The sequence below is a fragment of the Streptomyces sp. CB02923 genome (assembly GCF_001905005.1).
GTDB lineage: Bacteria > Actinomycetota > Actinomycetes > Streptomycetales > Streptomycetaceae > Streptomyces.
In genome coordinates, this window is sequence record NZ_LWKZ01000001.1 from 1,148,762 (window position 1) to 1,161,962 (window position 13,201).

11 protein-coding genes are annotated in these 13,201 nt (G+C 73.3%); 4 read left to right on the forward strand and 7 right to left on the reverse strand.

Annotation, left to right across the window (positions count from 1 at the left end; translation table 11 throughout):
• Positions 1 to 3 precede the first annotated feature (3 nt).
• Positions 4 to 1,290, forward strand: coding sequence for an MFS transporter (locus A6A06_RS04920; protein WP_073759151.1), 1,287 nt, complete (start codon positions 4 to 6; stop codon positions 1,288 to 1,290).
• Here the strand turns inward: A6A06_RS04920 and A6A06_RS04925 are convergent.
• The 5 genes from A6A06_RS04925 to A6A06_RS04945 form a co-directional block, all read right to left on the reverse strand.
• Positions 1,268 to 1,972: a LuxR C-terminal-related transcriptional regulator gene (locus tag A6A06_RS04925; protein WP_073759153.1), complete on the reverse strand. Its 705-nt coding sequence runs from the start codon at positions 1,970 to 1,972 to the stop codon at positions 1,268 to 1,270. The two genes, A6A06_RS04920 and A6A06_RS04925, sit on opposite strands and share 23 nt — an antisense overlap.
• A gap of 66 nt (positions 1,973 to 2,038) precedes the next feature.
• On the reverse strand, positions 2,039 to 3,361 hold the full coding sequence (locus A6A06_RS04930) for an ATP-binding protein (RefSeq protein WP_073759155.1): 1,323 nt from the start codon (positions 3,359 to 3,361) through the stop codon (positions 2,039 to 2,041).
• A gap of 185 nt (positions 3,362 to 3,546) precedes the next feature.
• A complete protein-coding gene (locus tag A6A06_RS04935) occupies positions 3,547 to 5,409 on the reverse strand; it encodes a serine/threonine-protein kinase (protein ID WP_242440597.1) in 1,863 nt (620 codons plus the stop codon).
• A gap of 354 nt (positions 5,410 to 5,763) precedes the next feature.
• On the reverse strand, positions 5,764 to 6,984 hold the full coding sequence (locus tag A6A06_RS04940) for a winged helix DNA-binding domain-containing protein (protein WP_073759157.1): 1,221 nt from the start codon (positions 6,982 to 6,984) through the stop codon (positions 5,764 to 5,766).
• Positions 6,985 to 7,058: 74 nt separating this feature from the next.
• Positions 7,059 to 7,484, reverse strand: a complete 426-nt coding sequence (locus tag A6A06_RS04945) for a VOC family protein (RefSeq protein WP_073759159.1) — start codon at positions 7,482 to 7,484, stop codon at positions 7,059 to 7,061.
• 111 nt (positions 7,485 to 7,595) lie between these two features.
• Between A6A06_RS04945 and A6A06_RS04950 the strand changes: the two genes are divergently transcribed.
• The 3 genes from A6A06_RS04950 to A6A06_RS04960 all read left to right on the forward strand — a co-directional run bounded on the left by A6A06_RS04950 (position 7,596) and on the right by A6A06_RS04960 (position 10,872).
• Positions 7,596 to 8,777: a helix-turn-helix transcriptional regulator gene (locus A6A06_RS04950; RefSeq protein ID WP_073759161.1), complete on the forward strand. Its 1,182-nt coding sequence runs from the start codon at positions 7,596 to 7,598 to the stop codon at positions 8,775 to 8,777.
• A gap of 182 nt (positions 8,778 to 8,959) precedes the next feature.
• The gene (locus A6A06_RS04955; protein WP_073759163.1) at positions 8,960 to 10,627 is read left to right on the forward strand and encodes a PspC domain-containing protein; all 1,668 of its coding nucleotides are present in this window, start codon (positions 8,960 to 8,962) and stop codon (positions 10,625 to 10,627) included.
• Complete coding sequence (locus A6A06_RS04960) at positions 10,624 to 10,872, forward strand: hypothetical protein (protein ID WP_073759165.1); 249 nt, start codon at positions 10,624 to 10,626, stop codon at positions 10,870 to 10,872. Before A6A06_RS04955 ends, A6A06_RS04960 begins: the two co-directional genes overlap by 4 nt.
• A 55-nt stretch (positions 10,873 to 10,927) precedes the next feature.
• Here A6A06_RS04960 and A6A06_RS04965 read toward each other — a convergent pair whose 3' ends face one another.
• Positions 10,928 to 11,485 (reverse strand): DoxX family protein, encoded by a 558-nt coding sequence (locus tag A6A06_RS04965; RefSeq protein WP_199930675.1) that lies wholly within the window; start codon positions 11,483 to 11,485, stop codon positions 10,928 to 10,930.
• A gap of 206 nt (positions 11,486 to 11,691) precedes the next feature.
• Complete coding sequence (locus tag A6A06_RS04970; protein WP_073759169.1) at positions 11,692 to 12,951, reverse strand: hypothetical protein; 1,260 nt, start codon at positions 12,949 to 12,951, stop codon at positions 11,692 to 11,694.
• Between the last annotated feature and the right edge of the window lie 250 nt (positions 12,952 to 13,201).

Sequence of the window (13,201 nt, forward strand, 5' to 3'; positions counted from 1 at the left end):
ATCATGCGCGTACCGCGCGCCGTGTACGTCCTGGGCCTGGGCATCTTCGCCATGGTGACCAGCGAGTTCGTCGTCGCCGGGCTGATGCCGCAGATGGCGGAGGGGCTGGGCGCCACCGTCCCGCAGGTCGGGTATCTGATCACCGCGTTCGCGGTGGCGATGGCCGTCGGCGGGCCGTTCCTGACGGTCGGCGTCATGCGGCTGCGGCAGAAGCGGGCCCTTGCCGTGCTGTTCGGGGTGTTCCTCGTGGGCAACGTGCTGGCCGCCGTCGCGTCGGACTACTGGGTGATGCTGGCGGCGCGGGTCGTCACCGGTGTCGCCTCGCAGGCGTTCTTCGGGGTGGCGCTCTCCGTATGTGCCCAGCTCACGCCCCCGGAGGCGCGCGGCCGGGCCATCGCCGTGGCCATGAACGGGCTGATGCTCGGCACGCTGCTCGGTCTGCCGATGTCCACGCTGATCGGCGAACACCTGGGCTGGCGCGCGGCGTTCTGGGCGATTGCCGTGCTCACGGTGGGGGCGGCGGTGTGCACGGCCGTCGGCGTACCGAGGCTGGAGCGGGCCGACGCGGGCGGCGGCATACGGGCGGAGCTGGGCGTGTTCCGCAACCCGCGGCTGTGGCTGGCGCTGTCGACCAGCACGCTCATCATCGGGGCGACGTTCTCCGTCTTCAGCTACTTCAACCCGATCCTCACCGAGGTCACCGGGTTCGGTACCGGGACCGTACCGCTGCTGCTCGTGGCGTACGGGGCCGCGACCGTCGTCGGGAACACCGTCGTCGGGCGCCTCGCCGACCGGCACACCGTCGCCGTACTGCTCTGCGGGCTGGTCCTGAACCTCGGCTTCCTGGTGGGCTTCGCGCTCTGCACGCACCTCGCCGTCCCGGCCGTGGTGTTCATGATGGGGATCGGGCTGGTCGGCGTCACCATGAACCCGGCGATGGTCACCCGCGTCCAGCGCACCGGCAACGCGCGGGCGCTGGTGAACACCGTGCACTCGTCGTTCATCACGCTGGGCGTGATCGTGGGATCGCTGGTCGGCGGGATGGCCATCAGCACATACGGGCTGCGGGCGCCGATCTGGCTGGGGGCCGGGCTGGCGGCGCTGGGAATCGTCTCCCTCGCGCCGGAGCTCGGGCGCCGGAAGCGCCGCAGGGCCGGTACGGGCCGTTCGGAGCGCCGTACAGGCCGTTCGGAGCGCCGTACCGGCCGCGTCGTCGCGGGTGGTGGGGCCGGCGCGGACGTGGACGCGCCGGTCCCCGCCGCCTGTGTCAGACCAGCCGCCGGGCCGTAGCCCACCGCGTCAGCTCGTGCCGGTTGGAGAGCTGGAGCTTGCGCAGCACCGCCGAGACGTGCGACTCGACCGTCTTGACCGAGATGAACAGCTGCTTGGCGATCTCCTTGTACGCGTAGCCACGGGCTATCAGGCGCAGCACCTCACGCTCACGCTGGGTGAGGCGGTCCATGTCCTCGTCCACCGGGGGCGCGTCCGTGGAGGCGAAGGCGTCCAGTACGAAGCCGGCCAGGCGCGGGGAGAAGACCGCGTCGCCGTCGGAGACGCGGAAGACCGCGTCGACCAGGTCCGTACCGGTGATCGTCTTGGTGACGTAGCCACGGGCGCCGCCGCGGATGACACCGATGACGTCCTCGGCGGCGTCGGACACGGACAGCGCGAGGAAACGCACGGGACGCTCCGGATCGGCCATCATCGAAGCGGAGCGGCGCAGCACCTCGACACCGCCGCCGCCCGGCAGGTGCACGTCCAGCAGGACGACCTCGGGGCGGGTGGCGGCGATGACCGTGACGGCCTGGTCGACGTCGGCGGCCTCGCCGACCACCTCCACGCCGGTCTCGTCGGTGCGGCCGATCTCGGCCTGGACGCCCGTACGGAACATCCGGTGGTCGTCGACGAGGACGACCCGCACCGTGCGGGCGGGACCGCCGGTCTGGTCATCCTGTGCGGCGTCGCTGCTCATCTCGTCCGTCCGTCCGTCGTTGGCGTGTGGCGTCGGCCCGGCCCCGGCTCGGGGCGTCGCTCCTCATCATCCGTCATCCGGTATCCGCTCCGCCTCCAGCTCGACCACCGTCCCGCCGTCGGGCGCGGACCGCAGCCGGGCGGTGCCGCCGTTGCGCTGCATGCGGCCGATGATGGATTCCCGTACACCCATGCGGTCGTCGGGGACCGCGTCCAGGTCGAAGCCGGGGCCCCGGTCGCGTACCGAGATGAAGACCGTACGGCCCTCCACCTCCGCGAAGACCTGCACGGCGCCGCCCTCGCCGCCGTACTTGGCCGCGTTGACCATCGCTTCGCGCGCGGCCATCAGCTGCGCGCTCAGCCGCTCGTCCAACGGGCAGTCACCGACCACCACGACCTCGATCGGCACGCCGTGATGATCCTCGACCTCGGCGGCGGCCTTGCGCACCGCCTCGGCAAGGGTGTCCGGTTCCTGCTCCTCGTCCTTTCCGCGGCCCTCCGGCTTGTAGAGCCAGGCGCGCAGTTCGCGCTCCTGGGCGCGGGCGAGGCGGGCGACCTCGCGCGGGTCCTCCGCGTTGCGCTGGATCAGGGTGAGGGTGTGCAGGACCGAGTCGTGGACGTGCGCGGCGACTTCGGCACGCTCCTGCGCGCGGATACGCATCAGGCGCTCTTCGGACAGATCCTGCGTCATGCGTACGAGATAGGGGCCCGCGAGCAGCGCGATGCCGACCAGGACGGCGAGGGACGCCTGGAGCACCGAACCGAGGTGCCGGACCGATCCTTGCAGGACGACGATGCCGGTCACGCCGACGCCGACCAGGATCACGCCGGCCGCACCGCGCGCGACCGGCAGCACCCCCTTGCGGCGCCCTATCTCCAGCCACTGCGCGCGCCGCGCGTTGTCCGCCTGCCGCCAGACCAGCGCGACGCCCGCGCCGATCAGCAGGACCGGCCACACGTAGGCGTTGGCCCGGCCCAGCTGGAACCGGGACGCCACGACGGCCGCCCCGGCGAGCAGCGCGAGCAGCGCGAAGAACTGGCCCTTGTCGGGCTTGCGGCCACCCGCCGCACGGTTCTTACGGCCCCACGGCAGGTGACCGGTGGCGGAGGCGGACGCGTTCGCCCGCGCCGCGTCGACGCCGCCGACGCCCAGCGGGACGATGAACCAGAAAGCCGCGTACAGCAGCGCGCCCATGCCCTCGGCCATGAACAGCGCGACGAACACCACCCGCACCCAGGAAACCGGCAGCCCCAGGTGACCGGCCAGCCCGCGCGCCACACCGCCGAGCAGCCGTCCGTCGGCGCTGCGGTAGAGCTTGCGCAGGGGCGGATCGTCGGGGTCGGGCGCCGGGGCGTAGCTCGCCTCGGGCCGGGGCGGCGCGGTGGTCATAACACCGATCGTCACACGTGGGGCGGGTACGAGGCATCAGGGTCGACCCTGAGGGCACCCCTAGCCGTCCGTAACTTTCGGCACCCCTCTGCTGCTCGGCTGCTGCTCAGCGGCTGCTCGGCTGCTGCTCCGCTGCTGCTCGTCTACCGCTCGGCTGCTGCTCGGCTGCTGCTCGTTCTCCTCGGCTACTGCTCGTTCTCCTCGGAAGACCCGTCGGAGGAGCCGTCGGACGCGCCGTCGGAGGAGCCGTCGGACGCCCCCTCGGACTGCTCATCGGGCAGCTGGAGGCCGGCCAGGACGTTGTCGAAGACCTTCCTGTACCGGTCCCACTCGGCGGCCGGCGCCGAGAGGTACACCGCGTACTCCTTCTCGCCGGGCCGGCCGAAGCCCAGGTCGATGGCGCGGAAGTCCCGCTTGGTCCCCGAGAACTTGAACTCCCACAGCGCCGCGGGCCGGCCGCGGAAGACCGTGCTCTGCATCCGCAGCTGCTGGTAGCCGGGGAGCTTGCCCTCGCTGATGGAGGCGCGCTCGTTGTCCTTCCAATGCTGCAGCGGGTTCGCGCTCGCGAAGTCGAGCACCTCGATACGCAGGCCGACCAGCTGGTTCGGGTTGAGGTAGGTGTAACCGTTGGCCTGCTTCTGGCGGGTCCAGCTGTCCGGCAGCGGGAAGCGGGCGCCGGACGCGGGGTCCGTGACCCGGTGGTACCCGTCGGGGACCGGCCGGGGGGTGGGCTTCGCGCTGGGCTTCGACGCGGAGGGCGACGGCTCCTCGGTCTGCGGGGTGCCGCCGGACGCCTGCGCGTCCCCGCCGCGGCCGTACCCGAGGGCGTACAGGGTGCCGCCCGTGAGTGCCAGTACGGCGACCACGGCCACGGCGCTCAGCACCAGCGTGCGGCCGCGCTTCTTCTTGGGCGCGGCGGCCGGTCCGGCCGTCGTGTGCTGGACCGGGGAGGTGGGGCCGGTGGGGCCGTCGGCGGAGACCGCAGCGGCCGCGCCGCCTGTGGTGGCCATGCCGCCGGTGGCCGCGCCGCCCATGCCCATGCCGCCGGTGGCCATGCCGCCCATGGCCATTCCGCCGGTGGCGGCCGTACCGTCCCCGGTCGGGGGTGCGAGGTGGTACGAGCCGGAGGCGGAGGGCGGCATCGCGGCCGAAGGCGCGGGGCCCGTACCCGTACCCGTACCCGCACGCGGGTCCTGGAGCGGTGACGTCATGCCGCCCGTCGCCGCGGAACCGCCGTCCCCGGCAGTCCCCTGGCCGCCCGCCATGCCCAGCCACGCGGTGTCCGTGAACGCGGCCGGTGTGCGCAGCGCCTGTTCCACGGCCTCGGCCGTGGGGCGGTCCGCGGGTTCCTTCGCCAGCAGGGCTTCTATCAGCGCGGTCAGCGGACCGGCCTTGCGCGGCGGTTCCAGCGGGTCCACGGCGATGGAGTACGCCGTCTCGACCGCCGTGGCCTTACGGAACGGAGGCCGCCCCTCCATCGCCTGGTAGAGCGTCGCGCCGAGCGCCCACAGGTCGGAGGCCGGGCCGGGGGTGCCGCCGCGGACCCGTTCGGGGGCGAGGTAGTCGATGGAGCCGACCAGCTCGCCGGTCTTGGTGAGGGTGGAGGTGCCGGTGGCCACCGCGATGCCGAAGTCCGTCAGAACGACCCGGCCGTCCTCGCCGAGCAGCACGTTGCCGGGCTTCACGTCACGGTGCAGGACACCGGCGGAGTGCGCGGCCCGCAGCGCGGTGATCATGCCGCGGCCGATCCGGGCCGCCTCGCCCGGCGGCACCGAGCTGTACGAGAGCGTGGCCTCCTTGATGACGTCACCGAGCGTCACCGACGGCACGTACTCCATGACGATGCAGGGCAGACCGTCGTCGTCGACCACATCGTGGACGCTGACCACGTTGGGGTGGTTGATACGGGCGGCGGCCTGGGCCTCACGGCGGGTGCGCTCGTTGCGGCGGGCCAGATCGTCGGCGTCCAGTTCCGGGGAGACGTGCAGCCGCTTGACCGCGACCTGCCGGACGAGCAGCTCGTCATGGGCCCGCCAGACGGTGCCCATACCGCCCCGGCCTATCTCCTCCACCAGGCGGTACCGCCCGGCGACCAGTCGCCCGTCGTCCACCGCCGCCTCCGTCACCGCGCCGCGCCCCTTCGGTTCCCCCCGTACAGGTGTCCGGCGCAACGATAGTCGTCTTCCGGCCTCCGGCGGAGGGGCGGGGCGCGATCTTCGGACACTTGTACGGGCGTCTGCCGACGTTCCGGCACATTCACCCCGGCACCGGCGAACCAGCCGAAAACGGTAGCGGGGATTACGCTCCGTAATAACGTTCCGGCTCCGGCTCTGACTCCAGCTCCGGCTCCGTATCTACGTTTCGACTCCGATCCGCCTCCGTATGCACGTTCCGGCTCCGGCTCAGCCGGAAAGGGCGGCGACCTCTGCACGCCGACTCTCGCCGTCGGAGAGGAACGACGCCAGCGCCTCCCCTTCCTCCGCCACCGCCGTGCGCTCCCCCCGGGAGAAGCGGCGCAGCGGGGCGACCGCCACGGTGCCGTCCTTGGCCGCGGTCCAGGTCGCGGCGACCCGGCCGTCCACCAGAACGACGCGCTCCCCCGCGACGGAGAGGCCGCGGTGGGCGTCGTCGATGATCCGGCCGCGGTCGTGGTAGCCGAGGATCGCGTTGTCGAACGCGGGCAGGAAGCGCACCGGCGCGGGCGTGCCGGGGTCGGGGCGCGGCGCGCCGGGGAGGTCCAGGAGCTCCCGGCCACGCTCGTCGCGGAAGGTGACCAGTTCCTCCCGTACGGCGGCGACCGCGCGCGGCAGACCGGCGAGGCCGCACCAGGCGCGCAGGTCGGCCGAGGCGGCGGGCCCGAACGCGGCCAGGTAGCGCCGTACCAGCGCCTCACCGGCCGGATCGGAACCCTTGACCGGGCCGGAGCCGCTGACCGGACCGGAACCGTTGGCCGAGTCGGAAGCGTTCTCCGGACCCGCCCCCTTCTCCGGACCGGAACCCCTCTCCGGACCGGCCCCGTCGGAGGGCGACGGGCCAGGCCGGTCGATCTCGCGGCCCAGCCAGGCGGACAGCGGCACGTTCCGTACGCCGGCCTTCGTACGCCACAGTCCGCGCGGCGGCAGCTGCACCATCGGGATGAGCGCGGCGACCAGCATCTCCCCCAGCGGCCGCGGCCCCGCGTCGGGCCAGCGCCCGGCGACCGCCCGCGCCAGCTCGGACATCGAGCGGGGCTCGCCGTCGGCCATGACCGCGCGGCCCGCCGCGGCGAGTTCGTCGAGATCCACTCCGGCCAGTTCGCGGCGGTAGGTGCCCAGCACCCGCTGCCGCAGCATGGCGTCGTGGCGGGCGCGCCAGGCCAGGACGTCGTCGGCGGTGAGGAGGTGGACGGTGCGGCGCATGAGGTGGGTGCGCACCACGCTTCGTCCGGTCAGCAGCCCGGAGAGCTCCGCCGGGTCGAACGCGTGCAACCGCGACCAGAGACCGACGAACGGTTCCTGCGGCTCCTGCGCCTGGAGGCCGCACAGGTGCGCGACGGCGTCGAGGGCCGGTATCTCGGCCCGGTCGAGGAGCATCTGCCGGGCGAGCGTCGCGCGGTTGAGCGCACGGTTGTCGAGAACGGTCATCGGATCACCGTCGCGCACATCTTCACTGCCGTGCCCCTTGTATCCCTTACGCCCTTTACGTCTACGTCCGTGGGTCAGGACGCGTCGTACTGGCTGACGACGTCCACGACCCAGGTGACGCCGAATCGGTCCTTCAGCATTCCGTACAGGGGCGCCCACTGCGCGGGGCCCAGCGACTGTACGACGGTCGCGCCGTCGGAGAGCTTCTCCCAGTACGCGGTGACCTCCTCGGCCGTATCGCCGCGCAGCGAGAGGAAGAACGCGTTCTCGCCCTGGTTCCAGGGGAGGCGCGACGGCACGTCGTAAGCCATCACGCGGAACCCGCTCCCGGCGGTCACCTGGCCCCACATCACCTGGTCCGCCTCCGACGGTTCCTGCACGTTCCCGGCGTCCTTGTACGTGACCACGGCCAGGTCCCCGCCGAACACCGACCGGTAGAAGGTGAGCGCGGCGAGGGCGTCGCCCCGGAAGTTCAGGTGGGTCACGGCGTTGACGGACATGGTGGCTCCTTGCCTACGGCTACGGCCGCAGGGCCCGCTCGGCCCTGCGAGTCCCACGTTGCCGTAGCCAGAGGTCAGGATCTGTCCTCTACTCCGGGCAGGATGGAAGACATGCAGAAGACGTCGGCACGGCTGCTGGCCCTGCTCTCGCTGCTCCAGGCGCGCCGGGACTGGCCGGGGGCGCTGCTGGCCGAACGCCTGGACGTCAGCCCGCGCACCGTCCGCCGCGACGTCGACCGCCTGCGCGAACTCGGCTATCCGATCGCGTCGGCCAAGGGCCCCGACGGCGGGTACCGGCTCGGTGCCGGGTCGGAGCTGCCCCCGTTGCTGTTCGACGACGAGCAGGCGGTCGCCCTCGCCGTCGCGCTCCAGATCGCCACCACCGGTGTCGGCGTCGGCGTCGGCGTCGAGGAAGCCGCGGCGCGCGCGCTGCACACCGTCCGGCAGGTCATGCCCGCACGGCTGCGCCACCGGATCGATGCCCTCCGGTTCACCGCCGTCGAACGGCCCGCCACCCGACCGGACCCGCAGGTCGGCAGCGATGTGCTGATGGCGCTCAGCGCGGCCGTCCACGCCTGCGAGGTCCTCCGCTTCGACTACGTATCGGCCTCGGTATCGGCCTCCGTATCAGCCTCCATATCGGCCTCCGTACGGGAACCCGTACGGGCATCCGCTGAGGAACCCGGTCAGGACCCCGCTGAGGAACCCGGTGAGCAGCCCGCTGAGGAAGCAGCTGAGCATCCCGCTGAGGAACCCGCTGAGGACCCCGGTAAGGGCAGCGAGCCCCCGCCCCGCCGGGTGGAACCCCACCCGCCCCGCCGGGTGGAGCCCCACCATCTCGTCACCTGGGAAGGCCGCTGGTATCTCGTCGCCTGGGACCTCGACCGCGAGGACTGGCGCACGTTCCGCGCGGACCGGATCACGCCCCGTACTCCCACGGGCCCCCGCTTCACCCCGCGCGACCTGCCAGGAGGTGAGGTGGCCGGCTACGTCGCGAGCACCTTCCAGGGCTCCGGCGGCGCGGGCGGCTGGCCCTGCCGCGGCGAGGTGATCCTCGCCCTGCCCGCCGCCGCCGTGTCCCCGTACACCCGTGACGGCATCGTCGAGGAACTCGGCCCGGACCGCTGCCGACTCGTCCTGGGCTCCTGGTCGTGGCCGGCCCTGGCCGCCGCCATCGGCAGGTTCGACGCCGACATGGAGATCGTCGGACCGGCCGAGCTCAGGGACGCCTGCGCGCGCCTGGCCAGCCGTTACGCCGACGCCGCGGGCGGCGCACCCGGCCCTCCGGCTTGAGCGGAGAGGCCGTCGGCCGAACTCGTCGGCCAAGCCAGGCCGGACTCGTCGGCTCAGCCCACCGACCAAGCCCGCTGACCCGCCGCAGACCCTCCACCGTCCCGCCGCGCCCGGACGATCTCAGGGACCAACCAGGGTTCCCACGGATGCCACCCGCCCGTTCCGCTTGCCACCATGGGCGCATGAACGATGCTGCGCCCGCCGAGGAGACGACGGGGCCCACCGGGTCCGCGTCCGGCGCCCACGGCACCTCCGGCACTCCCGGTTCCCCGGGCACCCCGGGAACCCCGCCGTCCGACGACGCACCGGGCCGCCCGGCTCCGCAGGCCCCCCTGCGCCGCAGCCGCCGGCACAAGGTGATCGCCGGTGTGTGCGGAGGTCTGGGCCGGCACTGGGGCCTGGACCCGGTGATCTTCCGGATCGTGCTGGCCGTACTGGCGGTCTCCGGCGGCATCGGCCTCATCGTGTACGGCTTCGCCTGGCTGCTGATCCCGCAGGACGGCGAGGACGAGAACGAGGGACGCAGACTGCTCTCCGGCCGGGTGGAGGGCACGGCACTGACCGCGCTGCTGTTCGCGCTGGTCGGCTGCGGCTTCTTCCTGACCTCCCTCGCCAACCGCGGCTTGCTGACCTTCACCCTCATGCTCGCGCTGGCGGTGGGCGGTTCGGCGTACTGGTCACGGCAGCGCCGCGCGGCGGGGACGGACGGCCCGGGTGCCGCCGACGCCGCGACCGCACAGGCCGTCGCGGACGCGCCGCCCGAGACGACGGCGCCGCCCGCGCGCAACAGCCCGTCCTGGTGGCGGGACCCGCTCTCCAAGGAAGGGACGGCAGGCGTGGGCTACCTATGGGGACCGAGCGACGCTCCGTACGGGCGCGAGCGTGAGCCGGCGTACGGCGCACGCGGGACGGCGGGGGCGGCGGGCTGGGGCCCTCCCGCGCGGGGCGGGTGCGGAGGGCCGCGGCCCGGAGTACCGGCCCGGCGCCGCCGTGTGGGCCGCCCGATCGGCGGCTGGACGTTCCTGCTGGCGCTGATCGCGGCCATGGTGGCGGGCGGTTCCGCCGCGCGGGACCACCACCTGACGACCGTCCTCGTCGCCGCGCTGTCCGCCGCGCTCATCGTCTTCGGCCTCGGCCTGATCCTCAGCGCCTGGTACGGGCGGACCGGCGGCGGCACGGTCTTCATGGTGATCCTGACGTCCCTCCTGCTGGCCGGCGCCGCGGTCCTGCCGGACAACGTCACCGCCGACTGGCGCAACCGCGTGTGGCTCCCGATGGACGCCGCCTCCGTGAAGCCGAGTTACGAACTCGGGGCAGGGCGCGGGGAGCTGGACCTGAGCCACATACCGTTCAAGAACGGGCAGACGGTACGGACCGGGGCCAGCGTCGGCGCCGGACAGCTGCGGGTGACCGTGCCCGACGGCGTCACCGCGCGGCTGCACATCGACGTGGGCCTCGGCGACGTACGGCTGCCGGGCGAATCGCCGGACGACTTCCACATCGCGACCGACCAGGACCAGACCGTCACGCTGCCCGCGGCGGGCCTGAAGAAGGGCGAGAAGCCGCGCGGCACACTGGACCTCGACCTCAAGGTGGGCGCGGGCCAGGTGGAGGTCGAGCGGGCGGCTCCGCCGGCGACCCCCACCCCGCCCCCGGCGAAAACCGAACCGTCCCCGGCCGCCTCGCCCGCATCCGTCACCTCGCCCGGGTCCGTCACCGTGCCCGGGTCCGTCACCTCGCCCGCATCCGTCGCCGTGCCCGGGTCCGTCGCCGTGCCCGCATCCGTCGCCGTGCCCGCATCCGTCACCTCGCCCGCATCCGCCATCTCACCCCGGGGAGTGCAGCAGTGAAGCGCCACACCTTCGAACCCGCCCGGCTCCTCACCGGCCTGACCGCGGCGGGCGTGGGCGGCGCCTACGCGGGCGAGGCGGCCGGGGCGTGGGACCTGCCGGGCGCGCTGCCGATGCTGGCCGTACCGGTCGGCCTGTTCCTGTCCGGTGTGACGGCAGCCGTCTGGAGCGCGGTACGCCGCCACCGGTCGACATCGCCATCGGAATCGGAGGCGGCCCCCGAGTCGACGTCGGCCCGGGGCTGAGACGCCGTACGCCCCCCGCCAGCCCAGCCCCCTCCCCCTTCCCCCCGGCAGCCGCTCACCCGAACAACTGCCGCCCCTGCCTGCTGCGCCGCGCCGCCAAGGCCGCGTCCAGGGACAGCATCGGTGCCCCGGCCAGCACCAGCGGCAGCCATGCCATCAGGTACGCCAGGTCGTTGCCGTAGTAGTACGGCTGGGTCGACCAGCTCACGGTGAGCCACAGGCTCAGCGAGATCAGCGCGCCACCGAACGCCGCGACCCGCGCGAACAGTCCGACGAGCGTGCCGATGCCGACGGCCAGCTCACCGGCGGCGATGGCGTAGCCGAAGCCCGCCGGGTTCTTCAGGGCCAGATCCACCAGCGCGGGCACGGCCGAGGTGTCCCGTACCTGCCGCATCAGCTCGCCGACCGAACCCGTGCCGCCGGACGCGAAGAAGGCCGGGTCGGTCAGCTTGTCCAGACCCGCGTAGACGAACGTGACGCCGAGAAAGATCCGCAGCGGCAGCAGCGCATGGCGCGCCATCGCCTGGCGCGGCCCGCCTCCCCCGCCCGCTCCGGCCCCACCCGCTCCGGCCCCGCCCAGGCCGCTGCCGACCGCACGATCCGCGTGAGCCATGACGTCCCGCCTCTCCGTCACCGCCGGACGCGGACGATGGTGTGCCCGCGGCCCCGTGTTCCACAAGGGGTACGGACGCGCACGTACCCCGCGTTCACTCCGACGGCCGAGCCACATCCACCACCCCGCAGCTCACTCCCCCACCACCCCCACCACCCTCATCAGCCCTGTACGCCCCAGTCCTCTCCGTCCCAGCCCTCTCCGCCTCAGTCCTGCACATCGATCGTGTAACCGTTGGTCTCCACGCCCGCCGCCGTGACGACCCTGACCTCCACCCGGCCCGGCTCGACATCCGCCGGCACGGGCACCGTCAGCACACCGTCCGCCGGATTGCCGAACCCACCGGCGACCGGCACCAGCGGAACGTGCACATGCACCGCTCCGATCCGTACGACCGTGCGCGCCAGCAGGTCCGCTCCCTGCGCACCCGGCGGTACGAAACCGGTGCCGCGGATCTCGATGTCGTCGCCGGTACGGATGGGCGCGGCGAGGTCGCCCGGCTCCCGGGCCCGTACGACCGACAGGACGACCGGACGGCCGCCTTCCGCGTACTTGCCCGCCAGATACATGAGCGCGCCGACGAGTACGACGACGGCGAACGACCACGGGAGGTCCGGCAGCCGGGACGGGTCGCGGGCCAGCCGGACCACGGCGAAGGACACGGCAGCCACGTTCAGCAGCAGGAACTGGGTGTCGGTGAGGCTGCCGCGCCCCGCGTCGTCCGTGAGCAGGTCACCGGCGCGCGGCCGCTCCGCGCGCACCTTCTGCAGGCGCCGCCCCTGGATGCGTACGGCGACGACGCGGCGGACCAGCACCGCCACCGCGCAGGTGATCGCCAGTGCCGACAGCAGCCCGGCTCCGCGCGGCAGTTCGAGCCCGTCCACGAGCGCCTGACGGGCGGCCGCGTCCGTCACCACCGTCAGCAGGACGGCCTGCACGAGGACGGCGTACGCCACCAGCAGCAGCCAGCCCGCCGCCACCGTGCGTGACGTGGAGAGCCGGTTGTCCTCGCCGATCAGCGGCGCCAGCAGGCCGCCGCGGCTGCGGTGCCGCCATCCCGCGCCCGTCAGGGCGAGCGTGAGCACCATCGCGGCGGCCAGCGCCGCCGTACGCGGCGCCGTCCAGCCCGTACCGATCGCGGTGAGCGCCTGCACGAGCACCAGCACGCCGATCCCGGCCCACAGCACCAGCAGCGTGCGCCGCCAAACGGCGTCCAGCCAGGCCGTGCCCTCGGCGGCCGCGCGCTCGGCGACCGAGCGGGCCGACAGCGCCAGTTCGTCCGAGACCCATTGCCGGGCGGCACCCGCCGAATGCGCGAGCGCGGCCGGCACGCCGCGGCCCGCGGCATACTCCTCACGCAGCGCCACGAACGCGGCGACCGCCCTGCGATGCCCCTCGCGCGCGCCACGCGGGCACTTCCCGCAGGTGCAGTCACCGCCGTAACCACCCGCTCCGGCACCCGTCACTCCTGCCGCCCCGGGCGCAGTGAACCCCTCAGCCCCACCGGGCGTTCCGGGCGATCCGGACGCCCCCGTCGCCCCGCCCGCCGTCTCCACCGACACGTCCGCTCCGCCCCAGCCACCAGTCGCCGTCAACTTCACCGTACTGAGAGGGAATTGTGCCGCACGCAACAACCCCGAAAAGTCGGGCGGGCGACTTTACGGGCGGTGACGGGCAATGAACACCGGTGACAGCCACCCCACCAAGTTGACGCCA

Coding starts and splice junctions, on each gene's coding strand:
- A6A06_RS04925 (WP_073759153.1), bottom strand. CDS start 1,972: ATGAGCAGCGACGCCGCACAGGATGACCAGACCGGCGGTCCCGCCCGC.
- A6A06_RS04920 (WP_073759151.1), top strand. CDS start 4: ATGCGCGTACCGCGCGCCGTGTACGTCCTGGGCCTGGGCATCTTCGCC.
- A6A06_RS04935 (WP_242440597.1), bottom strand. CDS start 5,409: ATGGGCACCGTCTGGCGGGCCCATGACGAGCTGCTCGTCCGGCAGGTC.
- A6A06_RS04930 (WP_073759155.1), bottom strand. CDS start 3,361: ATGACCACCGCGCCGCCCCGGCCCGAGGCGAGCTACGCCCCGGCGCCC.
- A6A06_RS04965 (WP_199930675.1), bottom strand. CDS start 11,485: ATGGCTCACGCGGATCGTGCGGTCGGCAGCGGCCTGGGCGGGGCCGGA.
- A6A06_RS04950 (WP_073759161.1), top strand. CDS start 7,596: ATGCAGAAGACGTCGGCACGGCTGCTGGCCCTGCTCTCGCTGCTCCAG.
- A6A06_RS04945 (WP_073759159.1), bottom strand. CDS start 7,484: ATGTCCGTCAACGCCGTGACCCACCTGAACTTCCGGGGCGACGCCCTC.
- A6A06_RS04940 (WP_073759157.1), bottom strand. CDS start 6,984: ATGACCGTTCTCGACAACCGTGCGCTCAACCGCGCGACGCTCGCCCGG.
- A6A06_RS04955 (WP_073759163.1), top strand. CDS start 8,960: ATGAACGATGCTGCGCCCGCCGAGGAGACGACGGGGCCCACCGGGTCC.